The sequence below is a fragment of the Cellulosimicrobium sp. CUA-896 genome (assembly GCF_001942335.1).
Lineage (GTDB): Bacteria > Actinomycetota > Actinomycetes > Actinomycetales > Cellulomonadaceae > Cellulosimicrobium.
This window is the reverse complement of the sequence record NZ_MKKH01000007.1, coordinates 50,324-76,046: the sequence shown is the minus strand read 5'-3', so window position 1 is coordinate 76,046 and position 25,723 is coordinate 50,324. Positions and strand designations below refer to the sequence as shown.

Below are 25,723 nucleotides of genomic sequence, written 5' to 3'. Positions count from 1 at the left end.
CCTCGAGCTCGATCTTCGCGACGTCGCCCGACGCCTCGAACAGCTCGAACCGCCGGGGCACCGGCTTGCCCTTGTGGTGGGTGAGGCGGACGCGGACCACGTTCTCCATCGGCGAGGAGAGCGAGGCGGTGAGGACGGGAAGGTTGAGCACGTCACCGCGCTTCTCCACGACCTTGGTCGGAGCGATGACGCCGAGCCGGCCGTCGTCCGCCCAGATGCGGTCGACCTCGCGGGCGTAGTGGATGCCGACCCCCGGGCGGGCGTGCCAGAAACCGTCGGTGAACTTCATCGTGCAGCAGTACCTTTCGAGCTCAGGGGGCGGTGGTGCGGACGGGCGCGGCGACCGTCCGGGGCGGGGCCGTGGAGCCGGCGAGCTGGAGCGTGCAGGCGACGAGCTCCTGGACCACGGGCGCCGCGGGGTCCTCGAGACGGTCGACCATCGACCCGACGCTCCGGCGGCCCAGCTCGGGGCCCGGCGCGACGAGCGCGCTGACGGCCGGGTCGGCGGTCGAGATCGCGTCGGGCGAGGTGGCCATGCCGAGCACGGAGACGTCGTCGGGCACCGCACGGCCGCGCGCCACGAGCCCGTTGACGAAGCCGTGGAGCGCGTCCTCGTTCAGCGCGAGCACCGCCGTGACGTCGGGGTGCTCGTCGACGAGCCGGCCCGCGGCGAGGCGACCCGACCGCGGGTCCTGCGGCGCGCGCAGCACGACCGGGTCGAGGCCGCGCTCGCGCACCTGCTCGAGGTAGGCCGCCTCCGTGCGGGCGATCGGGCCGTAGCCCGCGAGGGACGGCCCGAGCTCGCCGAGCAGCAGCGCCACGCGGTCGTGCCCGAGCTCCGTGAGGTGGTCGAGACCGGCCGCGACGGTGCCCTCGAAGTCCATGTCGACGTAAGGCAGGTCGCCGGGCTCGCTCGTGCGGCCGATCAGACCGAAGGGCACGGACAGCCGTTCGAGGAGCGGTACGCGCGGGTCCTGCGCGGTCACCTCCATGAGCAGCACCGCGTCCACGAGCCCGCCCGAGACGTAGTCCTCGAGCTGGCTCTCGTCCCCGACGGGCCAGAGCACGAGGTTGAAACCGCGCTCGCTCGCCGCGACCGCCGCGCTCGTGACGACGCTCAGCGCCGTGCCGCCGAGGCGGTGCTCGAGCGCCGGGAACACGAGCGCGACGATGTGCGTGCGCTGGCTGGCGAGCGCTCGCGCCAGGACGTTGCGCCGGAACCCGAGCTCCGCCATCGCCGCCTCCACGCGAGCGCGGGTCGGTGGCGAGACCGGCTTCGTGTCGTTCACGACGAACGACACCGTCGCCAGCGAAACCCCTGCTCGCCGCGCGACATCGCGCATCGTCGCCATGACTGCCTCCTCGCACCTGGACCGTTCCGGGACCGATGATCACACATCGACGTCGGTTGGTAAACCGCTTTGACAGCGTCTCGGAGGCGTGTTTACGCTCCCGTCGACGGCCGCCGGAGGCTTCGCGCCCGACGCGACGGAACCGTCTGACCGAACGACAGCAACGCAGCTGGAAGCGAAGGAGCTCGATCGTGCGAGGAACTCTGACCACCCGCCTCGGGGTGCCGGCGGCCGCCGTCTCCGTGCTCGCCCTCTCCGCGTGCGGCGGCGGGGGAGACACCGCCGCCGGCGCAGCGACGACATCACGCTGCAGATCACCGACACCATGTCGGAGACGAGCGCACCCATCTACGACGAGATCTACGACGAGTGCGCCGCGGAGCTGGGGATCGAGGTGGAGTCCAACCACGTCGCCGGCTCGGGCCTCATCGCGACCGTCCTCCAGCAGGCGTCGTCCCGGACGCTGCCCGACGTCCTCATGCTCGACAACCCGGACGTCCAGCAGATCGCCGCGTCCGGCGCGCTCAGCCCGCTGTCCGACTACGGGATCACCGGCGAGGGCTTCCCCGACGGCGTCGTCGACGCCGGGACCTACGAGGGCGAGCTCTACGGCATCGCCCCCATCGTCAACTCGATCGGCCTGTTCTACGACGCGACGCGCTCGCCGAGGCCGGCATCGAGCCCCCGACCACGTGGGAGGAGCTGCGCACCGCCGCCGCCGCCCTGACCGAGGGCGACCGCTACGGCATCGCGTTCAGCGCCGCGAACAGCTTCGAGGGCACCTGGCAGTTCCTGCCGTTCCTGTGGAGCAACGGCGCCACGGAGGACGACCTCACGTCGCCCGAGGCGGTGGGCGCGCTCGACTTCGTCAACGGGCTCGTGCAGGACGGCTCCGCCTCGACGAGCGTCGTGAACTGGTCCCAGAACGACGTGAACGACCAGTTCATCGCGGGCAACGCCGCGATGATGATCAACGGCCCGTGGAACATGCCGAGCCTCCAGGCGGCCGAGGGCCTGAACTTCGACTCCGTGCCGTTGCCCGTCCCGAGCGCCGGCGACGAGCTCGTCGCGCCGCTCGGCGGGGAGACGTTCACCGTCCCGAACACGGACGACCCGGCGACGATGGCCGCCGCGGGCGACTTCGTCGCGTGCGTCACCGCGGACGAGAACCAGCTGACCATGGCCACGGGCCGTGGCGCGGTGCCGTCCGACAGCGCGATGGCGGAGCAGGCCGCCGCCGACAACCCGCTCGTCGCCTCGTTCGTCGAGACCGTCCAGAGCGCCCGCGCCCGGACCGCCCTGCTCGGCGAGGACTGGCCCGAGGCCGCCACGCAGATCTACACCGCGGTCCAGCTCGCCCTGACCGGCAGCGCCACGCCCCAGGAGGCGCTGGAGCAGGCGTCGGCCGGCTGACGCCACCCCGGCAGCCCACCCACGAGAGGACCGGACCGAGATGAGCTCCACGGCCGCAGCACAGCGCCCGCGGGCGTCACCGCGCCCACGCCGGCGCCGCGACCGGCACGGCGCAGCGCACGTCGCCGCGAGAAGGCGGCGCAGTGGCTGTTCCTCGTGCCAGCCATCGCCTACGTGGTGATCTTCTTCGGGTACCCCGTCGTCAAGAACCTGATGATGGGGTTCCAGGAGTACACGACCCGCACGTTCTACACGGGCGAGGCTCCGTGGGTGGGCTTGGCGAACTACGCCGAGGTCGTCGGCAGCGGGATCTTCCGCACGACGGTCGTCAACACGGCGCTGTTCACGGTCGGCTCGATCGCGGGCCAGTTCGTCATCGGGCTGCTCTTCGCGCTGTTCTTCAAGCGCCGCTTCCCGCTGAGCAACGTGCTGCGCTCGCTCCTGCTCCTGCCCTGGCTGCTGCCCGTCATCGCCGGGACGTCGGTGTGGAAGTGGATCCTCGACCAGGACAGCGGCGTGCTCAACGGGATCCTGCGGGACCTGCACCTCGCCTCGGAGCCGGTCCCGTGGCTGACGAGCCCCGACGTCGCGCTGGTCGCGGTGGTCCTGGTCAACGTGTGGCTCGGCATCCCGTTCAACACGACGCTGCTGTACAGCGGCCTCCAGGAGATCCCGGAGGAGCTCTACGAGGCGGGCGCCCTCGACGGCGCCACGGGCTGGAAGGCCTTCTGGCACATCACGTGGCCCAACCTGCGGGCCGTCGTCAACGTCGTGCTCGTGCTCGGCGTGATCTACACCCTGAAGGTGCTGGACATCATCCTCGGACTGACCGGCGGTGGGCCGGCGAACGCGACGCAGACGCTCGCCACCGACTCCTACCGCCGGTCGTTCCAGGAGTTCTCGTTCGGCACGGGGGCCGCGGTGAGCAACATCCTCATCGTCGTGTCCCTCGTGTTCGCCGTCGTGTACCTGCGGGTGAACCGCCGCGCCGTGGATGAGTGAGGTCAGCACATGAAGAAGTCGACTCCGGCACGCCAGCTGCCGTACACCGTCCTGGGCGTCCTGCTCCTCGCGTTCATGCTGTTCCCCGTCTACTGGATGGTCAACACGTCCTTCCAGGGTGGCGGGACCGCGGCCAGCAGCTCGTTCTTCCCGACGAACCCGACGTTCGACGGCTACGAGCGGGCGCTGTCCCAGCAGACCGACAACCTGCTCACGAGCATCGTCGTCGCGGCGGGCACCGTCCTCGTCTCGCTCGCGATCGCGACCCCGGCCGCGTACGCGCTCGCCCGGTTCCGCCTGCGCGGCATCGCGATCTTCGCGTTCGGCCTGCTGATCGCGCAGATGATCCCCGGCATCGTCATCGCCAACTCCCTCTACACGCTGTTCAACGACGTCGGGCTGCTCAACTCGATCCCCGGCCTGGTGCTCGCGGACGCGACCCACGCCATCCCGTTCGCGATCCTCATCATGAGCGCCTTCATGCGGTCGATCCCGCCCTCGCTCGCGGAGGCCGCGCGCGTCGACGGCGCGGGCCACTTCCGCGCGTTCTGGTCGATCATCGTCCCGGTGAGCCGGAACTCGATCATCACCGCCGGGCTCTTCAGCTTCCTGTTCGCGTGGAGCGACTTCATCTTCGCCCTCACCCTCACGACGGACGAGACCGTCAAGCCGATCACCCTCGGCATCTACGACTACCTCGAGGGCAACGTGCAGAGCTGGGGTCCGGTCATGGCGACGGCCGTCATGTCGTCGATCCCGGCGATCGTGCTGCTCGTCTTCGCCCAGCGCTTCATCGCAGCCGGCGCGCTCGGCGGCGCGGTCAAGTGACCGGCCGCCACGCCCCGGCGCGTGCTACGACGGCAGGACCCTGACGTCGACGACGAGCGCACGGTGGTCGGACAGCCCCGTGTCGACGGCGACCGCCGGGCCCACCGGGACCACCCGCACGCCGGGCCCCGGGTCGGCGAGCACGTGGTCGATCTGCCGCACCGGGGCGTCGACGGGGTGCGTGAGCGCGTCGGCGAGGGGCGCAAACCCGCTGAGCCCGGCCGGCTCGGGCGCGCGGAGGTTGAGGTCCCCGAGCAGCACGAGCGGGCGCGGCAGGACCGCGCACGCGTCGACGAGCTCGCGGTACTGGTCGGCCGTGAACTCGGGCCGCGACGTCGTGTGCGTGCCGACGACGGTGAGCGGCCCCCACGGCGTCGCGACCCGCGCGGCGAGGGCGGCGCGCGGCTCGTCCGGCACGACGCGCAGGGGCCGGCGCGAGCCGGGACGACCCCGGCGGACGCGCGAGCGCCAGGGCATGCGCGCGAGCTCGTGCCGCGACCAGTGCTCCACCGGGTAGCGGCTGACGAGGCCGACGCCGTACGTGGGCACCCCGGGGGCGCGCGGCGCGCCCCGACCGGGCCGCGCCGCGCCGCGGTACGCGCCGAGGACCCCGCGCAGCGTCGGCGCGAGGTGCCAGTCGTCGGCGCGCATCGCCGCGGCCGCGACCGCGACGAGGTCCGCCCGGTGCGAGCGCGGGGTGTCCCGCTCGACCTCCTGGAGCGCGAGCACGTCCGCGTCCAGGTGCGCGACGGCGCGCGCGAACCGCTCGACGTCGACGAGGCCGTCCAGGGACTCGCCGTGGCGCACGTTGTACGTCGCGAGGCGCAGCGTCCCGGGCGTCCGGGGCGGGAGCGCCGCCGTAGAGTTGCTGTCCGTGCTGTCCGTGCTGTCCGTGCTGTCCGTGCTGTCCGTGCTGTCGATCACCGGCGCAGCGTGGCACGCCACGCGACGATCCGCTCGACGGCCTCGGCGACCGTCGTCGGGGCCGCCGCGAAGGACAGCCGCACCCAGTCGCGCCCCGCGACGCCGTCGAAGTCCGTCCCGGGCGTGAGCGCGACGCCCGCCTCGGCGAGCAGCCGCTCGCACCACGTCACGGAGTCCATGCCGTCGGCGGAGACGTCGGCGTAGACGTAGAACGCGCCGTCGGCGGGCGCGACGCGCGACCAGCCGAGGTCGTCGAGGCGGGACAGCACGAGCTCGCGGGACGCGGCGTAGCGGCCGACGTTCTCCTCCGCGGCCGCGTACCCCTCGGCGGTGAACGCGGCGACGCCGGCGTGCTGCGCGAGCGCGGGCGGCGAGAGGGCGACGTTGCCGGCGAGCGCGCCGACGGGCGCGACGAGCTCGTCCGGCAGCACGAGCCACCCGAGGCGCCAGCCCGTCATCGCCCAGTACTTGGAGAACGAGCTGACGACGACCGCGCCATCACCCGTGTGCCGCACCGCCGTGGGCAGGGTGCGCTCCGCGTCCCCGTAGACGATGCCGTGGTAGATCTCGTCGCTCACGAGCCGGACGTCGTGGTCGGCGCACCAGTGCGCGACGGCGTCGAGCTCGTCGGGCAGGATCATCGTGCCGGTGGGGTTGGCCGGGCTCGCGAGGACCAGCCCGTCGAGGCCGCCCTCGTAGTACGCCCCCATGAGCTGGGACACCGTCGGCTGGTAGCGCGTGGCCGGGCCGCAGTCGAGCTCGACGACCTCGCAGCCCAGGGCGGCGAGGATGTTCTTGTACGCCGGGTAGCCGGGCCGGGCCAGCGCGACGCGGTCGCCGACGTCGAACGCCGCGAGGAACGCGAGCAGGAACCCGCCGCTCGACCCGGTCGTCACCGCGACGCGGGCCGGGTCCACCTCGACGTCGTACCAGCGGCCGTAGTGGGCGGCGATCGCGCGCCGCAGCGCGGGCACGCCGAGCGCCTCGGTGTAGCCGAGGTCGCCGCTCTCCAGCAGCGCGATCGCGCGGCGCCGCACGACGTCCGACGCCCCCGTCGACGGCTCGCCCGCGCACAGGTTGAGCACCGACGCGCCCGCGTCGCGCAGGCGGTTCGCCTCGGCCAGCACCTCCATGACGGCGAACGGCGGCACCTGCGACCGGCGGGAGACCTTGAGTCGACGGCTCATGGACCCATCATGCCGCCGCAGCCGATCTGGGCCCTCGTCCCACGGGCGCACGGCACCACGGCGAGCGAGGCCGGTCAGGCGTGCGCTTCGCCCGGTTCAGGGACGAGGTCGGCGCGACGCGGCGGATCGGCACCTGCACGACTCACGGTGATCGCCGCGACACGCGCGGCGAACGCCAGGATCGCGGCGGCGTCCTCCGAGGTCAGACGGGAGAGCCGTTCCCGGCCGGAAGCGCCGGTGAGCCCGCGCTCGTCGAGGGCGTGCAGCAACGCGCCCATGAAGGAGTCCCCGGCACCCACCGTGTCGGCCACGGTGACCGCCGGAGCGCGGACCTCCACCCTCGTGCCGTCCGGCAGCGCGGCGAGGGAACCCTGCCCTCCCCGCGTCATGACCCCCAGCGCGAGCCCGTGCTCGGCGACCCAGGACCCGAGGACCTCGACGGGCTCGCGGTCCGGATACAGCCAGGCGAGGTCCTCGTCGGAGACCTTCACCACGTCGGCCACCGCGACCAGGCGCTCGACGTCGTCGCGTACCGCCGTCGGCGAGCCCATGATCGTCGGCCGGACGTTCGGGTCGTACGTGATGGTGGCGGTCTCGCGCGCCGCGACGAGCAGGGCGGGCAGGGCGCCAGGCGGGTCCGTCGGAGCGACGGCGGCGATCGACCCGGTGTGCACGACCGTCACGTCCGCGCCCACCGCCACCGGCGCGAGCTGCCAGTCGAGATCGAACTCGTACGTCGCGCCGCCGGCGGCGTCGAGACGGGCGAGCGCCGTCGGAGTGCGGTCCGCCCCGGTCGACTGGGGCAGCACGATCACGTCCGACCCGGCCAGGTGCGCGTGGACCGAGCGGCCGAGCTCGTCGTCGCCGATCCAGGTGAGCAGCTCCGCGCGGTCGCCGAGCCGAGCCGCGGTCAGCGCGACGTTGGACGGACTGCCGCCCGGGTGCCGGGAGCGCGTGCCGTCCGCCGTCTCGACGATGTCGACGAGCGCCTCGCCGACCACGAGGAACGTTGTCACGAGCGCTGTGCCTCCGTCACGCGAGGTGGTCGAAGCGACCGTCGGTCACCCGCAGGCGGCCGTCCGCGTCCCAACCGACCGGGAACGGGTCGGACAGCGAACCGACGAACGCCCCGTCGCCGTCGACATGGTGGAACGCGAAGAGCCACCAGGCACCGTCGCGGTCCTGCAGCAGCCGGCCGGCATACAGCGACTCGTCGGTCAGCCGGGTCGACCGGGTGATGTCGTAGGGCCCGGTCGGCGAGTCGATCGGCACGGACCACACACCACCGAGCTCGCCCGCGTCGCGCCTGGCCTGCGTGAGCTCGCCGTGCAAGGAGGAGAAGAGGAGCACATGGCGGCCGTCGATCTCGGCGACCTGCGGCACCTCGAGATGTCCGAAGCCGGCTCCCGGCTGCGAGAGCGGAGGCCGCACGGTCCACGTCTCGAGGTCGGACGAGGTCGCGTGACCGATCACCCCGCGGTCGTCCGGGGCGCCGTCCTTGGACCGCGCGGTGACGAGCATGTGCCACTCGCCGCCGTCGGCGAAGACCCACGGATCGCGCCACGCCTCGTCGGGCCAGCTCGATCCGTCGAACTTCTCGTACCACTGTGCGTCGGCCTCGCACACGGCCTGCGCGCCCGCCTTCGTCCAGGTGTAGAGGTCCGGCGACGTGGCGAGGCCGACACGCTGGACGATCGCCTTCTCGGCGCGGGACGTCCGGTGTAGAACATCCGCCACAGGCCGTCGGCGTCCTTGACGATGGATCCCGTCCACGTGGTGAAGTCGTCGAAGGCGGGCTCGTCCGACGCGATCAGCGCGTCGGCGACCTCGCGCCAGGTACGGAGGTCCTCCGAGACGGCATGGCCGACCGTGACGTAGAAGTGGCGCCGGTCAGGGTTCTCGAGGGCGCGGGAGGCCTTGAGGTAGAAGGCGTGGTAGCGGTCGCCGTCGTCGGCGAACCACATGTCCCAGGTCCAAGCGTCGGACAGGGAGTTCGACATCGGTGTGAGGCCTTTCGGTCAGCGCAGTGCGGTGGTGCGCGGTGCTGTGGGAGGTGGGGCGACGGAATCGCGGCGGACCACGGGCCCGCGCAGCCGCGCGGACGCGGCGTCGCCGCTCGCCCCGTCGATGTGGTGGAAGAGCTGTTCGGCTGCCCAGACACCCATGTCGAAGTGCGGGAGCTCGACGGTGGTCAACCCGGGGAAGAGGCCGTCTGCGACGTACTCCTGGTTGTCGAAACCGACGATCGAGACGTCCTCGGGGATGCGCAGCCCCAGCTCGGCGGCGGCCCGGTACGCGCCCATGGCGATGCGGTCGTTGAAGCAGAACACCGCCGTAGGCCGTCGCTCGCCGGCGAGGAGCTCCTTGGCGGCCGCGTACCCACCCGCGGGGTCGGACTCCGCGGCGACGACCGTCACGTCGGCGGCGGCGACACCGCTCTCCGCCACCCGCGCCCTGAACCCCTCGAGACGGCCCACGGACGCCGGGATGTCGTCGACGTTGTTGATGAAGCCGAGGCGCCGGTGGCCTGCCGAGAGGAGCACGTCGCGACGTCTCTCCCGCCGGCCACCTCGTCGGGCACGACCCACGAGACGCCCGGGGTGGTGCACTCGGCGTTCACGAACACCGTGGGGACGGCGGCGAGCTGCGGGGGCAGCTCGACCTTCCGGTGGAACATCGAGGCGTAGAGGATCCCGTCCACCTGACGGCGCAGCAGCTCGTCGATCTCCCGGTTCTCCACGTCGCGCTCATACCCGGTGGACACGACGAAGACCACGGCTTCACGCGACAGGGCCACGTCCTGCGCACCCAGGATGAGCTTCCCGGCGAACGGGGTGGTCGCGATCTCGTCCCCGACCAGGCCGATGGTGTTGGACCGCTGGGTCCGCAGCGACTGCGCGAGCCGGTTGGGCACGTACCCCAGGCGCGCGGCCGTGTCCTGGACCCGCTGTCGTGTCAGAGGGTTCGCGCGTACGCCCGGGACGTCGTTGAGGACGTGGGAGACGGTCGTGATGGAGACACCGGCCTCAGCCGCGACCTGCTTGATCGTCACTCGTCGTTGCTTCATTTCCTCGTCTCCACGCGATGGATGCGGCCGCGGCCCTCGCGGTCACGCTCGGCGGCGGCCTCGCCGGGCCGGTGCGAGGCGTCCGCGCTGGACTGCATGCGCAATCTAGACGCCGACCGTCGGTGTGGGCCTGAAGGCGTTGGCGGCCTTGTCGATCACAACCTGGGTCTCGTCCCCCGAGTCGAGGACCGTGTTGCCGGCCGATGCGGCGTCGACCTGGACGCTGGTGACGGGGAGCCGGCCTGAGGACGCCGTCGTCAGGAGGGCGTCCACCTGCGCGGCATAGGCGGACTCCCCGGTCTTCGCGCGCACGTCCGTGGCCACCACGTGGTTGGTGGCGACGTAGTTGCCGCTCCCCGCGACGAGGCGCACGACGACAGGGGGTGTGCCCGACGGTCTGACGCTGCGGGCGTCGATCGCCTCGGAGAAGTGGTTGCCGATGACGGAGTTGCCGTTCCCGCTGATGCGGAGGAGGCCGTACGAGTCGTCCTGCCCGTTGTCCACGCCGAGGAACGGCGCCCACGGTTCGTGGTCGCGCAAGAAGTGGTTCGAGGCCACGAGGTTCTCCGAGCAGGCTCCCCTGAGCACCACCATCCCGGGGTAGAACGAGTGCAACCGGTTGTTGGTGATGCTGGAGCGCGTGACACCCTCGAGCTCGACGCTGCTGGTGCCGCGCGGGAACACGTTGTTCGCGGTGACGAGGAGCCCACCGTGGTTCTCCGCGAAGATGGAGTACCCGTCCGGGCCCGCCCCGATGAGATTGTCGGTGACCTTCGAGGCCTGTCCCCAGCCGCGGAGCTCGATGCAGCTGCCGCACTCGGCGATGAAGTTGTCGTGGACGGACAACGCGTCGGCGTGACAGATCGTGAGGGCGTGCTCGAGATAGACGAATCCCATGCCGGAGATGCGGAACGAGTCGTTGGCACTCCCGACGTAGATCCCCGTCCTCCCGTTCTTGTACGTGTTCTCCGGGTGCATCCCGGACCCGTCCGGCTCGAAGTGCAGCCCGTCGATGCAGAAGCTGGAGAACTCCACGGAGCTGATCCGAGGGCTCCCGTCCCGATCGACGCGGAAGGCGGCACCCGCGGACTCGTCAGCGCCGTCCACGTTCGGGAGGTCGACGAGGACGCGACTCCCGCCAGGCCACAGCTCGTGCAGGTCGGACCACTCGTCCTCGGGCACGTTGAAACGAATGCTCGAAGAGGTGAAGCCGTGTCCGGACCCCTCGATCCTCAGGTAGCTGACGTCGATCACCACCTGGGTCCGGAGGCGGAAGTCCCCGGGCGGGATGTAGATCACCGCACCGGGCTTCCCGCCGTCGCGGACGTCGATGTCCGTCTGCCTGCTCTTGATGTCGGCGATGATGCTGTTGATCACCTCGCCGATGTCCTCGCGAGGATCGCCGGCGGACCACTTCGTGACGTCGTAGGAGTTGTCGCTCACGATGGTGCTTCCCTTCTTCGTGCCGTGATTGCCTTGGTGTGCCGCGGTCCGGCCCGGACGCTCGGTGGCGGCGCGGGGTTCGCGGGCTGCCTGTTGCTCAGCCCTTGACGGCACCCAGGGTCAGGCCGGCGACGATCCGTCGCTGCAGGAAGATCGTGAGGATGATGACGGGGACCGAGTAGAGGGTCGCCAGAGCCGTCATCGGCCCCCAGTCGAGGCCGAACTGGGTCTGGAAGTTCGCGATCATGATCGGCGTCGTCTGTGCCCGCACCGACGTGAGGAGCGTGGCGAAGAGGAACTCGTTCCACGAGGCGAGGAACGCGAAGATCGCCGTGACCGCGACCCCGCCGGAGACGACGGGCATGACCACCGACCACAGCGCCCGCAGCCGGCTGCAGCCGTCCACCTTCGCCGCCTCCTCGATCTCGGCGGGCACGGCCTCGAAGAAGCTGGCCATGAGGAGGATCGACAGGGGCAGCGAGATGGTCGTGTGCGCGATCGCCAGGCCCGTCGGGGTGTCCGTCAGGCTCAACGCTGCGATCATCGAGGTCAGCGGAACACCGACGGCCACCGGCGGCACCATGCGGGTGATGAGCGCCGTCATCGACAGGAGCTGCCCGCTGCGGGTGCGGAAGCGGGTGATGGCATAGGCAGCCGGGATGGCGAGCACGAGCGACAGCGCCGTGGAGATGACCGCCGTCGTGGTGCTGTTGATGAACGAGGCGACGACGCCGGAGCGCTCCAGGGCCGAGACGTAGTTGGCGAACGTCCACTCCGACGGCAGGATCTGCGGCGGGACGGCCAAGGTCTCGAACGGGTTCTTGAAGCTGGTGAGCAGCAGGTAGAGGAACGGGAACGCGTAGAGCACCACGGTGACGACCAGCAGGGCCCACAGCAGGACCTTGGTGGCAGGGCGGCGTGCGGTCAGGCCATTCATGACTCGGCTCCAGGTCGCCAGATGAACCAGACGGCCAGGCCGGCGACGAGCATCATCGCGAGCAGGTACACCGTGCCCATCGCGGACGCCTGCCCGGGGTCTCCGTAGCGGACCATCGTCTGGTGGATGAGCAGGGAAAGGGTCTGGGAGGCGTTCTGGGGACCACCCCCGGTCTGGATCAGGATGATGTCGAAGGCCTTGGCGGCGTCGATCCCGCGCACGATCAGGGCGACGGCGATGACCGGCCGGAGCAGCGGCACGATGATCCGCACTAGCAGCGTCGGGAACCGGGCGCCGTCGAGGCGGGCCGCCTCGAGGACGTCCCCGGGGACGTTCTGCAGACCGGCGAAGAGGATGAGGGTCATGAACGACGTCGTCAACCAGATGTCCGGGATCGCCACGGACCAGAGCACGATGTCGGGGTCGGACAGCCAGCCGATGTCTCCCGGCGAGTCGAGCAGCCCGACCCGGAACAGGACCTGGTTGACGATCCCGATGTTGTCGATCAGCAGGAACCGCCAGAGCAGACCGGCGACCACCGGCGCGATCATCAGCGGGTAGAGGAAGAAGGTGCGAAAGAGCGACGATCGCTTGCCGAGCGCACTGAAGAGCAGCGACCGCGAAGCCCAGCACGAACTCGAAGGTGACGACGATCGCCGTGTAGGCCGCGGTCCGCCACGTCGCACCGACGAAGGTCGGGCTCGAGAAGATCTGCGCGTAGTTCTCGAAGCCGATGAAGTCCCGGGCACCACCGGCGATCGGCGAGATGTCGAAGAAGCTGTCGTAGACCAGCCGTACGAGCGGCCAGGCGACGAAGACGAGGAGAAAGAGGGCAGCGGGCGCAACGAGCGCCAGAGCATAGCGGCGATCTGTCAGTCGCACAGCGGGCCTTTCCATGGTTGCCGTCGAGGGCCGGGGCCCCGCTGGAGGCGCGGTCGTGCGTCCGCACCTCCAGCGGGCGAGCCGTCAGTCGACGATGGCCTCGATCTGCTCCGCCGCCCGGTCGAGCAGCGCCTGGGTGTCGACATCCCCCGTCGTCGCCTCCTGGAGCATCGGGATCAGGACGGAGTCGACGATCTCCTGCCAACGGTCGGTGTCCGGGCGCGGAGCCGTCCCGGGCTCGTTGAGGGTCGTCATGAGCGCGCCGAGGTTCTCGCGGCCGGCGGCCTCACCGGCCTCGAGGGCGGGGACCGTGGCGGCGAGGCCGAGGTCGCTCTCCAGGCCGAGCTCGTTGTTCTCGAACGCGAACTGGACGAACTCCTCTGCGGCCTCCTGGTTCGACGTCGCCTGGGGCACGGAGAGGTACCAGGCACCGGGGACCGCCGCCGCTCCGCCCGGACCGGCGGGCATCGTGGTCACCCCGACGTTGCCGTGCACGGGGGAGTCCTCGGGAATCTGCGTGTACGCGTGCGCCCAGAACCGTGTCATGGCCAGCTGGCCCTGGTTGAAGAGGTTCTGCGCCGTGGCCCAGTCGACCTGCGAGGCGCCGGCCGGGGCGATGCCCTCCCCGACGGGGGCGATGTAGGCGTCGAGCGCGGCCTTGTGGTCGGCGTCGTCGACGACGACGTTGCCCTCGTCGTCGAGCACCATGCTGTCAGCGCCCGCCTGCAGCACGAGGGAGAGCCACTCCGTCTCGACGGCGCCCTTGACGTCGGCACCGTGCAGGTCGACGGTGCCGTCACCGTCGGTGTCCTGGGTGAAGAAGGTGGCGACCTCGAGGTACTCCTCCCAGGTGGTGGGGGGCGCGAGCTCGCGGCCGTACTCGTCCCGGAACGCTGCCTGCTGCGCCGGGTCCGAGAACAGGTCGGTGCGGTAGTAGAGGATCTCGGCGTTCGTCCAGGCCGGCATGCCGACGAAGTTGCCGTCCACCTGGGCCTCCTCGACGAGGGAGGGGAAGAGGTCGTCCCTGACGGCATCGGTGAACATGTCGTCGAGGGGCACCATCCCCGGGCCGAAGGCGCTGAGCCAGATGGCGTCGAGCGCGGCAACGTCGAAGCTCACGTCGCCCGAGGAGAGCTCCGTGTTGAGGCGGTCGTAGAGGGAGTCGTAGGGGAGCTCCACGAAGGTGACGGACGTGCCGGTCTCGGTCTCGAAGGCCTCGGCGATGGGCGTGAGGACGGCTCGGCCACCGCCTTCGACGAGCACGGTGAGCGTCTCGTCGGAGGTGTTCGTGGTCCCGCCGGCGCCGCATCCGCTGAGGCCGAGGGCGAGCACGACGCCCGCCGCCGGGAGCGCGATACGGGAAGTCCTTCGCCGCTTGTCGTTGGTTGGCATCATCGCCGTCTCCTTTGAGGTATCCATGCAACGCACTGCCAAAACGTTCAGGCTGAACGTTTTGGCAACCATGGCACTGCAGTGGCCGGTGAGTCAAGCCCTGCCCTCCACGACACCGGGGTGAGCGCCGAGCCACGGCCTTCGGGGCTGTCGGTTCGCCCTCGCTCAGGGCGCGAGCAGGTCGACGGTGACGAGGCGGTACCCCTCGCGCCGCAGGTCGTCGACGATCCCGGCGACCGCGTCGACGGTCGACCCGTGGATGTCGTGCAGGAGCACGACGCTGCCCGGGCGGACCTGCGCGGCGACGCGGCGTCGGGTCTCCTCGGCGTCGCGCGTCCTCCAGTCCTGCGTGTCGAGGTCCCACAGCTCGACGCGCAGGCCGGCGCGCGTCGCGAGCGACCGCACGCGGTCGTCGACGTCGCCGTAGGGCGGGCGCAGGAACGTCGGCGCCGTCCCCGTCGCGTCGCGGACCGCGCTCTGGGTCCGCTCGAGCTGGTCGCGCACCGCGGCGTCGTCGAGCGTCGTGAGGCGCGGGTGGTCCCACGTGTGGTTGGCGACGAGGTGGCCGCCCTCGACGACGGCGCGTGCCACCTGGGGGCGCGCCGCGACGTTGCGCCCGACCACGAAGAACGTCGCCGTCGCGTGCTTCTCGGCGAGGACCTCCAGCAGGCGCCCGGTCTCGGCGTCGGGACCGTCGTCGAACGTCAGCGCGACGCACCTCTCCACGGCGCAGTCGACGCCCGCCGCCCGTCCCTGCGCGCGGCTCTCCGCGAGGGACCGTGCGAGGCGGTCGGCCCAGACGGCCTCCGTCGCGGCGACGACCGCGTCGCGCAGCGCGACCGCGTCGGGCACGACGACGCCGTCCGCCCCCGCGTCCAGCACCGCGCGGCGTCCGCGAGCGCCGCGCCGAGCGCCTCCCGCGTGCCCTCGTCCGCGACGAGCCCGGCCGACTCGACGAGGACGGGCCGGCCGTCCTCCACCGCCGCGGCCAGGCGGTCGTGGGCCCACTGCCGCTGCGCCGCGGCGACCGCGGCGGTGGCCTGCGTGACGGCCTCCGCCGCCGCGCCGAGCTCGTCCGGTGCGGGCGTCGACCCGGTGACGATCGTGAAGGACCGCTCGGGGCGCGAACCGGCAAAGAAAGGGTTGGGTCGCGTGAGCCCGTCCACGGTCCGCTCGGTGGTGGCCCACTCGGGCTCGGCGACGCCTAGGCGTTCGCCGTCGTCCACCACGGACCGCAGCGTCTCGCGCACGGCGGGGTCGCCCACCTGCCCCTCGCTGCCCGCGAGCACGGGCCGCCCCTCGTCGAGGCGGCCGCGAGCGCGGCCAGCGGTGCGACGCGGGCCTCCTGCGCCCGGGCGCGCGCCTGCTCGGCGCGCACGGCCTCTCCCGCGACCTGCGCCTCGTAGCGGCCGACGGCTCCGGTCCAGACGCGGTGCTCGGCACGCGCGGCGAGGACGAGGGCGACGGCGGCGAGCGCCACGACCACGGGGACGGCGGCCCACCACCACCGTCTCCGGTGCCTCCTGATGACCACCCGGGGGGCCGTCATGCTCCGATGGTGACGCAGCAGGGAGGGCGCGACCAGCGCGCCACGCCGTCGGTCGCCTGCCTAGGCTGGTCGATGACGGACGCGCCGCACCGCGGATGGGACAGGAGGGACGATGTTCGGCAGGCGACGCCAGGTGCCCGACGACGACCCGGTCCGCCGCGCCGCGCAGTACCGGGTGGACCGCGAGGTCGCGAGGGAGGCGGCGGAGAAGACCGGGGGGGCCGCGCCCGCCCAGGACGTCGGGGACGTCCGGGACGCCGGGGACGTCGACGAGACCGAGGCGGCCGAGGGCGCCGAGACCGTCCGCACGCCCCCGCGCGTCGCGCCCGAGGACCGCGCACGCTACGTCGACACGGTGATCGACCAGGCGATCCGGCGCGGCGAGTTCGACGACCTCCCGCTCGCGGGCAAGCCGATCCCCGGCCTGACCGGCCGCCACGACCCCGACTGGTGGCTGCGGAACGTCATCGAGCGCGAGCAGCTCACGGGCCTCGGTCCTCCCGCGATGCTCCTCAAGCGCGAGGACCGCGAGCTCGACGACCGGCTCGACCAGGAGCTGGACGAGCAGGCCGTGCGCGAGATCCTCGAGGACTTCAACGCGCGCGTGGTCGACGCCCGGCGTCAGCTCCTCGGCGGGCCGCCGGTGGTGACGCGACGCGCGACGTCGACGCCGAGGTGGTCCGCTGGCGCGCGCGGCGCGCCGGTCGCTGACCCGCACGCGCGCACCCACGCCGGCCCTCGCCGTCGAGCCTCCTCCGGCCGCCGGTCTCCCCCGGCCTCAGCCCGCGGCGCGGACCTCGAGCTCGGCGCGCACGTGGTCGACGATCGCGTCGCGGCCGCCTCGATCTCGTCGAGGCTGACCTCGAAGTCCCGCGGGCCGCCGTACCAGGGGTCGGCGATGTCGAGCGCGCTCTCCGGCTCACCGGGGCCGACGCGCGGGGCGTCCGGGTCGAACGAGCGGTACATCCGGATGCGCTCCCCCACGTCCACGCCCGCCGCGTCCGGACGGCCGTCGACGAGGCGGCGCAGCGCCCGGGCGTGCTGCGCCGTCATGGCGAGCACGAGGTCGCGCCGGGCGACGTCGTCCCGCCCGACCCTGCGGGCGCGGTGCAGGTCGTCGACGGCGTACCCGCGCTCCTCGAGGGCCGCGCGCGCCCGCGGGTCGATGCCGTGGCCGTGCTCCTCGTCGCTCACGCCGGTCGAGTCCACGACCACCTGCCCGCCGAGCCCGGCGGCCTCGAACCGGTCGCGCAGGACGACCTGGGCCATCGGGGACCGGCAGATGTTCCCGGTGCACACGGTCATGACGCGGTAGGGATCGCTCATCGGGCCATTGTGCCCGGCCCCCGGACCGCCCCGCCGTCCGGTGGCGCCGGCGCGGCACGTGGCCCAGGTTGGACCCGGGCGGGCGTCGTGGCGGCCCGTCTGCTCGCACCCGCCGAGCACCGAGCACCGAGGAGACCGGCATGACCGTCGTGAACCCGCCGAGCGACCTGCGGGAGTACATCGAGTTCCTCCGCGACAGCGGCTACACCGTGCGGGACGGGCACACCCCCGACCCGGACCTCATCGACCCCGAGGGCAACCCTGTCTACACGTGGCAGGAGGGGTACCCGTACGACGAGCTCATGGACCGGGACGAGTACGAGGTCGAGAAGTACCGGCTCCAGGTGGAGCTGCTGAAGTTCCAGTACTGGCTGGAGGACAACGACCGCCGGGCGATCATCCTCTTCGAGGGTCGTGACGCGGCGGGCAAGGGCGGCACGATCAAGCGGTTCACGGAGCACCTCAACCCGCGCACCGCGCGCGTGGTCGCGCTGTCCAAGCCGAGCGACCGCGAGCGCGGGCAGTGGTACTTCCAGCGGTACGTCCAGCACCTGCCGACGGCGGGCGAAATCGTCCTGTTCGACCGCTCCTGGTACAACCGCGCCGGCGTGGAGCGCGTCATGGGGTTCGCGTCGGACGAGGAGTACCGGACGTTCATGGCGCAGGCGCCGGCGTTCGAGCGGATGCTCGTCGACTCGGGCATCCACGTGACCAAGCTGTGGTTCTCCGTGTCCCGCACCGAGCAGCGCACACGGTTCGCGATCCGCCAGCTCGACCCCGTGCGGCGCTGGAAGCTCTCCCCCATGGACCTGGCCTCCCTCGACCGCTGGGAGGACTACACGGCCGCCAAGGAGGAGATGTTCCGGCGCACCGACAAGCGGTACGCGCCGTGGACGATCATCCGGTCCAACGACAAGAAGCGGGCGCGCATCAACGCGATGCGGTTCTTCCTCAGCCGGTTCGACTACGACGGCAAGGACCACGCCGTGGTCGGGACGCCGGACCCCCTGCTCGTCATCCGGCGCAAGAACGAGCCCGCGGACGAGTAGCACCGGTCGGCCGCGCCGCTCGTCGCGCACCGGCGCGACGCCGCACCTACCGTGAGGGCATGACGATCAGGGCGGGTGCCGGTCGGGTCGCGGTCACGGGTGCGAGCGGCCTCCTCGGGTCGATGCTCGCGTTCCGGCTCGCCGCGGAGGGCGCGCCGCAGCGCCTCGTCGTGCGGGACGCGGAACGCGCGCCGCGGCTCGACGGCGACCCTCTGCCCGAGGCGGAGGTCGCCGTCGTCGGCGGGTACACCGACACGCCGGCCATGGTCGAGGCCTTCTCCGGCTGCGACACCGTCTTCCTCGTCTCCGCGCACGAGTCGGCCGACCGCGTCGGCGACCACCGCGCGGCCGTCGACGCGGCCGTCGCGGCCGGCGTGCAGCGCGTCGTGTACCTCTCGTTCGTCGGCGCCGCGCCCGACGCCGTGTTCACCTTCGCGCGCGACCACTGGCACACCGAGCAGTACGTGCGGGGCACGGGGCTGCGGTGGACCTTCCTGCGCGACAACCTCTACCACCGCGGCCTCGCGCTCCTGGTCGGCGACGACGGCGTGCTGCGCGGCCCGGCGGGCGAGGGCCGCGTCGCGTCGGTCTCGCACGACGACATCGCCGACGTCGCGACCGCCGTCCTGCTGGACGAGCGGCCGCGCCGGCACGACGGCGCGACGTACGACGTCACGGGACCCGAGGCGCTCACGCTCCACGAGGTCGCGCAGACCCTCTCGCGGGCGACGGGGCGCGAGATCGTCTACCGCCCGGAGACGGTCGACGAGGCGTACGCCTCGCGCACGTCCTCCGGCGCGGCGCGCTTCGCGATCGACGGTTGGGTGTCGTCGTACCTGGCGATCGCCGCCGGCGCGCTCGAGCACGTGAGCGACGTCGTCGAGCGGTTCACGGAGCGCCCCGCGCGGTCGTTCGCCCAGTGGCTCGACGACTACCCCGACCAGTGGGCGCACCTGCGCGCGTGACGCGACGCCGCGGCGCCGGTCTCGCTGCCGTCTCCTCCCTGCGCGAAATCCGTTGGTCGCCCAGCGGGGGCGGACGTACGGTCGTCGTACACGAGAAAGGAGGTGATCCGAGAAGTGAACTCTCTTCGGACCCGTGAGGTGGTCGCGCGCTAGTCGTCGCGCGACCGATACGTCTCTGACGGACCGGACGCGGTGAGCCCGTGAACCGGGCGGCGCCTCCCGCGCGGGAGGCGGCCGACGGCGAGCGAGTACCACGCGACCACCGGGGCCCGCGGGAGTCGTGCCCTCGTCCAGCACGACAGGAGGATCGCTCCTCCGGCCCGCGGGCTTCTCCGTGCCCGCATCCCGGCCCGGGACGCTTTTCGGCGCGGGCCGCACGCCCGGCCAGGATGCGCGTCGGGCGGGGCGCACGTCAGGCCGGGCTGCACGCCGGGCCGGGGCGGGCGCAGTACGGCGCGCGCGCGACGACGAGGAAGCGCGGCGCCTCGTCGACGAACTCGTGGCCCGCCGCGAAGTGCAGGTGCAGGGCGCGCAGCGGCGCCTCGAACCGCGCGACGGCCTCCGGCGTGAGCGGCGCGAGCTCCGGGACCGGGGACGCCGTCGTGCGCAGGGAACCCAGCAGCGAGCCGAGGTCGCGGTACCGGCGCAGGCCCTCGTGCTCGCGGGCGACGTCGACGACGAACCCCGCCCCGCCCAGCACGTCGACCGCGCCGTCCAGCGTCACCGAGTCGGGGTCCCACGGCAGCTCCGCGCCGAGCGCCGCGCACGCCCGCACGCCGTCGCGGCTGTCGACCTGCTCGGTGAGGAAGACGCCGCCCGGGCGCAGGACGCGGCGCACCTCGTCCGGGTCGAACTCCTCGTGCCGGGCCAGCACCACGTCGAACTGGGCGTCGAGGAACGGGAGCACCTCGTCGCCGCGCCCGGTCGCGCGGACGTCGACGCCCAGGGGCGTGAGCCGGCGCCGGGCCACGGCAGGTGCGGCGGCCACGCCTCGGTGGCGGCCGAGCCGGCGGGCAGGGGCGCGAACGACGCCAGCAGGCCGCCGCTGCCGGTGCCGAGGTCGAGCACCGGTCCGCGCTCGCCCGCGACGAGCTCGCGCGCGAGCGCCGGGTAGTCCCAGGGCACGGCGTCCTCCACCACGCGGCCGGTCACGCGGCCGTCCACCGCCCCGCGGTCCGGCACCGTCAGCGGCACCGACCGCGCCCACACGACGTGCGTCTCGAACGGGGCGCTCGGAGCGGGCAGGGCGAGGGGGACCGCGGCGTGCATGCCCCCGATTCTCGCCCGCGGACCTGGCCGCTCGCCGGGAGGACGGCCTCCCCGCGCGTCGCGGGCGCCTCAGCCGCGCGGACGGTCGGCGAACGCGGCGAGGAGCTGCGCCGTCGGGCCGTCGTCGCCGCCGGCCGCCGCGCGCAGCGCCGCGATCTGCAGGACCATCCACGGGCTGAACGCCCACGGCGTCGCGTCGGCGGCCCGCACGACGTCGGCCGGGTGGGCCCACGCGAGCTCCATGACCTCGTCGGGGTGGGGCGTCACGCCCGTCGCCGCGCGCGCCACGTACACGGGGCAGATCTCGTTCTCGACGACGCCCGACGCGTCGACCGCGCGGTACCGGAACCCCGGGACGGCGACCTCGAGGTCGCGCACCTCCATGCCGAGCTCGTGCTCCGCGTGCCGGACGACCGACTCCTCGGACGTCTCCGTCCAGCGGGTGTGCCCGCAGAACGAGTTCGTCCACACCCCGGGCCAGGTGCGCTTGGCGAGCGCGCGCCGCGTGAGGAGCAGGCGGCCGTCGTCGTCGAGCACGTAGCACGAGAAGGCGAGGTGCAGCGGCGTCTCGGTGGTGTGCACGGTGGAGCGCTCGAACGTGCCGGTGCGGCGGCCGTCGTCGTCGACGGTGACGACGTGGTCCGCGGCGACGGGGACGTGGGAGGTCATGTCGCCACTCTCGCACACGCGTCGCGGGCGCGGCGCACGGGCCCGGGACGCGTGAACTAAGGTGAGGGTAACCTGCCCGCCCACCCCGACCGCGAAGAGCACGAGATGGCCCCGCACGCCTCCACGACGGACGCCGCCGCCCCGGCGGTCGCCGGCGGTCCCGAGGACTCGCCGCGCGCGACGCGCGAGGACCGGCGCCCCGGCCTCGTCGGCTCGCTCGGCGGGCGCGCGCTCGGGCTGGGCGTGTGCGTGCTGGTGCTCGCCGCGTCCGTGGTGCTCAGCCTGGCCGTCGGCTCGCGGCCCGTCCCGCTCGGCACGGTCGTCGACGCGCTCACGGCGTACGACGGCAGAGCGGACCACGTCGTCGTGCTCGACCTGCGCGTGCCGCGCACCGTCCTCGGGCTGCTCGTCGGGTCGGCGCTCGGCGTCGCCGGTGCGCTCATCCAGGGCATGACCCGCAACCCGCTCGCCGACCCCGGCATCCTCGGCGTCAACGCCGGCGCGGGCCTCGGTGTGGTGCTCGGCGTCGCCCTCGTCGGAGTAGCCGACGTCGGCGCGTTCGTGTGGTTCGCGTTCGGCGGCGCGGTCGTCGCGACGGTCGCCGTGTACCTCGTGGGGTCCGCCGGGCGGGGCGGTCCCACGCCCGTGCGGCTCACGCTCGCCGGGATCGCGCTCGGTGCGTTCCTCAGCGGGCTCACGCTCGCCGTCACGCTGCTCGACCCGGCGTCGTTCGACCGCCTGCGCGCGTGGGGCGGGACCTCGGGCGCGTGGGGCTCCGGCTCCATCGCGGGCGCCACCCCGGCGACCGTGGCCGACGTCGCGCCGTTCGTCCTCATCGGCCTCGTCCTCGCGCTCGCCGTGGCCCGTCCCCTCGACGCCGTCGCGCTCGGCGACGACCTGGCGCGCTCGCTCGGCGCGCACGTGGGCGGCACGCGCCTGCTCGTCGGCGTCGGCGTGACGCTGCTGTGCGGGGCGGCGACGGCGGCCGCCGGGCCGGTCGCGTTCGTCGGGCTGATGGTGCCCCACGTCGCGCGCTGGGCGGTCGGGCCGCTGCAGCGCTGGATCGTGCCGTACTCGGCGGTGCTCGGGGCGGTGCTCGTGCTCGTCGCGGACGTGCTCGGGCGCGTGGTCGCGTGGCCCGGCGAGGTGCCGGTCGGCATCGTCACCGCGTTCGTCGGGGCGCCCGTGCTCGTCGCGCTCGTGCGCCGCACCCGGGCGAGCGGCCTGTGAGCGCGCCCCGCACCCGGGCGGCGGGCTCCCGGAGCCGTCGGTCCGGCCTGCCGCCCCACGTCGGCCGCGCGGTGCGCGTCGTGCGCAGCCCCGGAGGACGGGCCAGCGGGCGCCTCGACGTGCGCGCCGGTGTCGTGTGCGCGGTCCTGCTCCTCGTCTCGCTCGCCGTCGGGGTCGTCGCGCTCACCACCGGCGACTACCCGCTGAGCGTCGGGCAGGTGCTCGGGGCCCTCACGGGTGCGTCCGAGGGGCCCGTCCGCATGATCGTCGTCGAGTGGCGCCTGCCCCGCGCCCTCCTCGCGCTCGTCCTCGGCGCGGCGCTCGGCGCGAGCGGGGCGGTGTTCCAGTCGATCACGCGCAACCCGCTCGGCAGCCCCGACGTCATCGGCTTCAACACCGGCGCCTACACGGGCGCGCTCGTCGTGCTCATGGTGCTCGGCGGCGGGTACGGGGGCGTCGCCGCCGGGGCGCTGGTCGGCGGCATCGGGTCCGCCGTGCTCGTGTACGTCCTCGCGTACCGGCGCGGGGTCCAGGGCTTCCGGTTCGTCGTCGTCGGCATCGCCGTGTCCGCGATGCTCGCGTCGGTCAACGCGTGGCTCGTCATCACGGCCGACCTCGAGACGGCGATGGCCGCGACCCTGTGGGGCGCCGGCTCGCTCAACGGCACGACGTGGGAGCAGGCGGCACCGGCGTCCGTCCTCGTCGTCCTGCTGCTGGTCGCGCTCGTGCCGCTCGTGCCGCGCATGCGCCTGCTGGAGATGGGCGACGACGCCGCGACCGCCCTCGGGGTGCACGGCGAGCGCACGCGCCTCGCGCTGGTCGCGTCGGTGTCGCGCTCATCGCCGTCGTGACCGCCGCCGCGGGGCCGATCTCGTTCGTCGCTCTGGCCGCGCCGCAGCTCGCGCGCCGCCTGACGCGCGGCCCGGGCGTGCAGGTCCTGCCCGCCGCGGCGATGGGCGCGCTGCTCCTGTCCGCGAGCGACCTCGTCGCCCAGCGCCTGCTCGCCCCGACCCAGCTGCCGGTGGGCGTCGTGACCGTGGTGCTCGGCGGTGCCTACCTCGTCTGGCTGCTCGTGCGCGAGGCGCGCCGATGACCGAGCCCCCGAACCGTCCCGGGAGGACACGCGTGACCACGACCGACCGCTCCGCCGGGACCGCCGGGACCGCCGGAACCGCAGCGACGCCGGGACGCGCCGAGACGGCCGCCGCGCACGAGCGCGCCGCTGTACAGGAGGGTGCGGACCGCCTGTACGCCGCCGGGGTGACGCTCGGCTACGACGAGCGGGTCATCTCCCGCGGCCTCGACGTCGCGATCCCCGACGGCTCGTTCACGGTGATCGTCGGACCCAACGCGTGCGGCAAGTCGACGCTCCTGCGCGCACTGTCACGGCTCCTGCGCCCGGCCGAGGGCCGGGTCGTGCTCGACGGGCGCTCGATCTCGGCGATCCCCGCCAAGCAGGTCGCGCGCCGCCTGGGCCTGCTCCCGCAGTCGTCGATCGCGCCGGAGGGCATCACGGTCGTCGACCTCGTCGCGCGCGGCCGGTACCCGCACCAGACGCTCCTGCGGCAGTGGTCGCGCGAGGACGAGGCGGCCGTCGTCGAGGCCATGGCGGCGACGGGCGTCACCGAGCTCTCCGGCCGTCTCGTCGACGAGCTGTCCGGCGGCCAGCGCCAGCGGGTGTGGGTCGCGATGGTGCTCGCGCAGGAGACCCCGATCCTGCTGCTCGACGAGCCGACGACGTACCTCGACATCGCCCACCAGGTCGAGCTCCTCGACCTGTGCGCCGACCTCAACCACGAGCGCGGCCACACGCTCGTCGCGGTGCTGCACGACCTCAACCACGCGTGCCGCTACGCGACGCACCTCATCGCGATGAAGGACGGGGCGGTGGTCGCCGAGGGTGCGCCGTCGGACGTCGTGACGGCCGAGCTCGTCGAGGACGTGTTCGGGCTTCCGTGCCGGATCATCGACGACCCGGTGACCGGCACCCCGCTCGTCGTGCCGGAGGGCCGCCCGCGCCGCGCCTGACGGGCCGCGACTCCCCCGGCCTCCCCGCCGGCACGCGTCAGCCCTCGTCCGGCCCGACGACGGCCGCGAACTCGTCCGGCAGCCGCACGTTCGGCGGAGAGTCGGCGAACAGGGGCGCGACCTCGCGCGCGGTGTACCCGGCGATCCCGCAGCCGACCGGTGTCAGCAGGAAGGTGAGCTCCGGGTGCTCGCCCGCGAACGCGCGGAACGTCGCGGCCTCGTCGCGCAGCGCGTCGAACCCCGACATGGTGTCGATCGCGTACGACCGCCCGTGGAGCCCGTGGCCCTCGCCCCACACGGCGCCGAACCGCTCGTGCGCGGTCCGTGCGGCACCGGCGCCGTGCGCGCCGGAGGCGTTCGACCCGAAGACGAAGATCTCGCCCGGTCCCAGCTCGGTGATCCGCTCCATGCGGTCACGCTAGGCCGCCCACCCGCGACACGCAGGCCCGGCGGTGCGGGTGGTCGTACCGCGGCGCGACGTTGCCCCGGACAGCGACGTGCCCGCCGCGGTCACGAAGACCGCGGCGGGCACGTCGTCCCGGGCGGTGAGGCGGAGTCGGACCCCGCCTCACCCGCCGTCAGGGGTTGATCAGCCGCAGCTGGAGGCTGCGTACTCGGTCTCGACGGTGGCGGTCCCCCCCTCGGCGTCCGTCGCGGTCACGGAGCTCGTCCCGGCCTCGACCTCGCTCGACCGGACGGGGAACGCCTGGTAGGCGTTCTTGCCCGGCGCCACGTTCTCGACGGTCTTGCTGCCGTACGGCGTGTCGAGCGTGATGGTGAGCGGGACGTCCTCGTCGTTGAGCGCACGGACCGCGAGGTAGGCGTTGCCCGCGAGGCAGCGCACCTGGGTCGTGACGGCGACCGTCCGCTCGTTCTCGCCGGCCTCCTGGCCGGTGAGGTACTCGAACCCGGTGGTGACGAAGTCCTCGCCGTCGGGAGCACGGTCGTACTCCATGACGTAGAGCTCGACACCGGCCTCCTGGCCCGCGGCCAAGATGTCCTGCAGCGGCACGTCGCCCTCACCGAGGTTGGTGAACGTCGGGCGTCCGCCGGCGTTGAGGTTGACGGCGTCCTTCACGTGCAGCAGCTCGATCCGGTCGCCGTACTCCTCGATCAGCTCGACCACGTCGCACCCGCGTGAGCGGCCCACGCGACGTCGAGCTGGAACGTCACGTACTCGGGGTTCGTCTCGCGGACCAGGATCTCCCAGG

At 73.0% G+C, this 25,723-nt stretch carries 23 protein-coding genes and 5 pseudogenes; 9 read left to right on the top strand and 19 right to left on the bottom strand.

What is annotated here, in order from left to right; all coding sequences use genetic code 11:
- Window positions 1–311 precede the first annotated feature (311 nt).
- A complete protein-coding gene (locus BJF88_RS03125; protein WP_075827735.1) occupies window positions 312–1,343 on the bottom strand; it encodes a LacI family DNA-binding transcriptional regulator in 1,032 nt (343 codons plus the stop codon).
- Between the two features lie 334 nt (window positions 1,344–1,677).
- Here BJF88_RS03125 and BJF88_RS21065 point away from each other — a divergent pair.
- The 3 genes and pseudogenes from BJF88_RS21065 to BJF88_RS03110 all read left to right on the top strand — a co-directional run bounded on the left by BJF88_RS21065 (window position 1,678) and on the right by BJF88_RS03110 (window position 4,595).
- A pseudogene (locus tag BJF88_RS21065) lies at window positions 1,678–2,765 on the top strand (extracellular solute-binding protein).
- Between the two features lie 156 nt (window positions 2,766–2,921).
- Window positions 2,922–3,767 (top strand): carbohydrate ABC transporter permease, encoded by an 846-nt coding sequence (locus BJF88_RS03115; protein WP_369824458.1) that lies wholly within the window; start codon window positions 2,922–2,924, stop codon window positions 3,765–3,767.
- Window positions 3,768–3,776: 9 nt separating this feature from the next.
- A complete protein-coding gene (locus tag BJF88_RS03110; RefSeq protein ID WP_075827715.1) occupies window positions 3,777–4,595 on the top strand; it encodes a carbohydrate ABC transporter permease in 819 nt (272 codons plus the stop codon).
- A 24-nt stretch (window positions 4,596–4,619) separates the two neighbouring features.
- On the opposite strand, the gene BJF88_RS03105 is transcribed toward BJF88_RS03110, so the two are convergent.
- The 13 genes and pseudogenes from BJF88_RS03105 to BJF88_RS03055 form a co-directional block, all read right to left on the bottom strand.
- Window positions 4,620–5,519, bottom strand: coding sequence for an endonuclease/exonuclease/phosphatase family protein (locus tag BJF88_RS03105; protein WP_255371706.1), 900 nt, complete (start codon window positions 5,517–5,519; stop codon window positions 4,620–4,622).
- Entirely contained in the window at window positions 5,516–6,706 is a 1,191-nt protein-coding gene (locus BJF88_RS03100) for a pyridoxal phosphate-dependent aminotransferase (RefSeq protein WP_075827714.1), read from the bottom strand. The genes BJF88_RS03105 and BJF88_RS03100 overlap by 4 nt, the downstream gene beginning before the upstream one ends.
- 74 nt (window positions 6,707–6,780) lie before the next feature.
- Complete coding sequence (locus BJF88_RS03095) at window positions 6,781–7,722, bottom strand: PfkB family carbohydrate kinase (protein WP_075827713.1); 942 nt, start codon at window positions 7,720–7,722, stop codon at window positions 6,781–6,783.
- Window positions 7,723–7,738: 16 nt separating this feature from the next.
- Window positions 7,739–8,443 carry a hypothetical protein gene (locus tag BJF88_RS03090; protein WP_255371705.1) on the bottom strand — a complete coding sequence of 235 codons (705 nt, stop codon included), beginning with the start codon at window positions 8,441–8,443 and terminating at the stop codon, window positions 7,739–7,741.
- A gap of 29 nt (window positions 8,444–8,472) precedes the next feature.
- Window positions 8,473–8,670 (bottom strand): annotated as a pseudogene (locus tag BJF88_RS21060) (glycosyl hydrolase family 32); the annotation flags it as partial.
- A 54-nt stretch (window positions 8,671–8,724) separates the two neighbouring features.
- Entirely contained in the window at window positions 8,725–9,195 is a 471-nt protein-coding gene (locus BJF88_RS21055; RefSeq protein WP_255371711.1) for a substrate-binding domain-containing protein, read from the bottom strand.
- A complete protein-coding gene (locus BJF88_RS21050) occupies window positions 9,120–9,758 on the bottom strand; it encodes a LacI family DNA-binding transcriptional regulator (protein ID WP_255371704.1) in 639 nt (212 codons plus the stop codon). Before BJF88_RS21050 ends, BJF88_RS21055 begins: the two co-directional genes overlap by 76 nt.
- 120 nt (window positions 9,759–9,878) lie before the next feature.
- Window positions 9,879–11,219 carry a NosD domain-containing protein gene (locus tag BJF88_RS03080; RefSeq protein ID WP_075827733.1) on the bottom strand — a complete coding sequence of 447 codons (1,341 nt, stop codon included), beginning with the start codon at window positions 11,217–11,219 and terminating at the stop codon, window positions 9,879–9,881.
- Window positions 11,220–11,313: 94 nt separating this feature from the next.
- On the bottom strand, window positions 11,314–12,153 hold the full coding sequence (locus tag BJF88_RS03075; RefSeq protein WP_075827712.1) for a carbohydrate ABC transporter permease: 840 nt from the start codon (window positions 12,151–12,153) through the stop codon (window positions 11,314–11,316).
- Window positions 12,150–13,035: pseudogene (locus tag BJF88_RS22960) on the bottom strand (carbohydrate ABC transporter permease). The gene BJF88_RS03075 and the pseudogene BJF88_RS22960 overlap by 4 nt, the downstream one beginning before the upstream one ends.
- 84 nt (window positions 13,036–13,119) lie before the next feature.
- Window positions 13,120–14,430, bottom strand: a complete 1,311-nt coding sequence (locus BJF88_RS03065) for an ABC transporter substrate-binding protein (RefSeq protein WP_255371702.1) — start codon at window positions 14,428–14,430, stop codon at window positions 13,120–13,122.
- Window positions 14,431–14,592: 162 nt separating this feature from the next.
- Window positions 14,593–15,309: a polysaccharide deacetylase family protein gene (locus tag BJF88_RS03060; RefSeq protein WP_075827711.1), complete on the bottom strand. Its 717-nt coding sequence runs from the start codon at window positions 15,307–15,309 to the stop codon at window positions 14,593–14,595.
- Between the two features lie 322 nt (window positions 15,310–15,631).
- Window positions 15,632–15,976, bottom strand: a complete 345-nt coding sequence (locus tag BJF88_RS03055; RefSeq protein ID WP_139315891.1) for a hypothetical protein — start codon at window positions 15,974–15,976, stop codon at window positions 15,632–15,634.
- 112 nt (window positions 15,977–16,088) lie between these two features.
- On the opposite strand from BJF88_RS03055, the pseudogene BJF88_RS22955 reads away from it, so the two are divergent.
- Window positions 16,089–16,466, top strand: a pseudogene (locus BJF88_RS22955) (DnaJ family domain-containing protein); the annotation flags it as partial.
- Window positions 16,467–16,597: 131 nt separating this feature from the next.
- On the opposite strand, the gene BJF88_RS03045 reads toward BJF88_RS22955, so the two are convergent.
- Window positions 16,598–17,245, bottom strand: coding sequence for a hypothetical protein (locus BJF88_RS03045; RefSeq protein WP_369824461.1), 648 nt, complete (start codon window positions 17,243–17,245; stop codon window positions 16,598–16,600).
- A 197-nt stretch (window positions 17,246–17,442) separates the two neighbouring features.
- On the opposite strand from BJF88_RS03045, the gene ppk2 reads away from it, so the two are divergent.
- Complete coding sequence (ppk2, locus tag BJF88_RS03040; protein ID WP_075827709.1) at window positions 17,443–18,351, top strand: polyphosphate kinase 2; 909 nt, start codon at window positions 17,443–17,445, stop codon at window positions 18,349–18,351.
- 59 nt (window positions 18,352–18,410) lie between these two features.
- Window positions 18,411–19,316: an NAD(P)H-binding protein gene (locus BJF88_RS03035; protein ID WP_075827708.1), complete on the top strand. Its 906-nt coding sequence runs from the start codon at window positions 18,411–18,413 to the stop codon at window positions 19,314–19,316.
- Between the two features lie 412 nt (window positions 19,317–19,728).
- On the opposite strand, the gene BJF88_RS03030 is transcribed toward BJF88_RS03035, so the two are convergent.
- Window positions 19,729–20,304, bottom strand: a complete 576-nt coding sequence (locus BJF88_RS03030; protein WP_139315890.1) for a class I SAM-dependent methyltransferase — start codon at window positions 20,302–20,304, stop codon at window positions 19,729–19,731.
- A gap of 350 nt (window positions 20,305–20,654) precedes the next feature.
- A complete protein-coding gene (idi, locus tag BJF88_RS03025; protein ID WP_075827706.1) occupies window positions 20,655–21,254 on the bottom strand; it encodes an isopentenyl-diphosphate Delta-isomerase in 600 nt (199 codons plus the stop codon).
- 105 nt (window positions 21,255–21,359) lie between these two features.
- Between idi and BJF88_RS03020 the strand changes: the two genes are divergently transcribed.
- The 3 genes and pseudogenes from BJF88_RS03020 (at window position 21,360) to BJF88_RS03010 (ending at window position 24,512) form a co-directional block, all read left to right on the top strand.
- A complete protein-coding gene (locus BJF88_RS03020) occupies window positions 21,360–22,484 on the top strand; it encodes an iron ABC transporter permease (protein WP_075827705.1) in 1,125 nt (374 codons plus the stop codon).
- A gap of 47 nt (window positions 22,485–22,531) precedes the next feature.
- Window positions 22,532–23,577, top strand: a pseudogene (gene fepG / locus BJF88_RS03015) (iron-enterobactin ABC transporter permease).
- 32 nt (window positions 23,578–23,609) lie between these two features.
- A complete protein-coding gene (locus tag BJF88_RS03010) occupies window positions 23,610–24,512 on the top strand; it encodes an ABC transporter ATP-binding protein (RefSeq protein WP_369824457.1) in 903 nt (300 codons plus the stop codon).
- Between the two features lie 37 nt (window positions 24,513–24,549).
- Here BJF88_RS03010 and BJF88_RS03005 read toward each other — a convergent pair whose 3' ends face one another.
- Window positions 24,550–24,921: a hypothetical protein gene (locus BJF88_RS03005; RefSeq protein ID WP_075827704.1), complete on the bottom strand. Its 372-nt coding sequence runs from the start codon at window positions 24,919–24,921 to the stop codon at window positions 24,550–24,552.
- Window positions 24,922–25,101: 180 nt separating this feature from the next.
- Window positions 25,102–25,638 carry a sugar phosphate isomerase/epimerase gene (locus BJF88_RS03000; protein WP_139315889.1) on the bottom strand — a complete coding sequence of 179 codons (537 nt, stop codon included), beginning with the start codon at window positions 25,636–25,638 and terminating at the stop codon, window positions 25,102–25,104.
- Window positions 25,639–25,723: the final 85 nt, after the last annotated feature.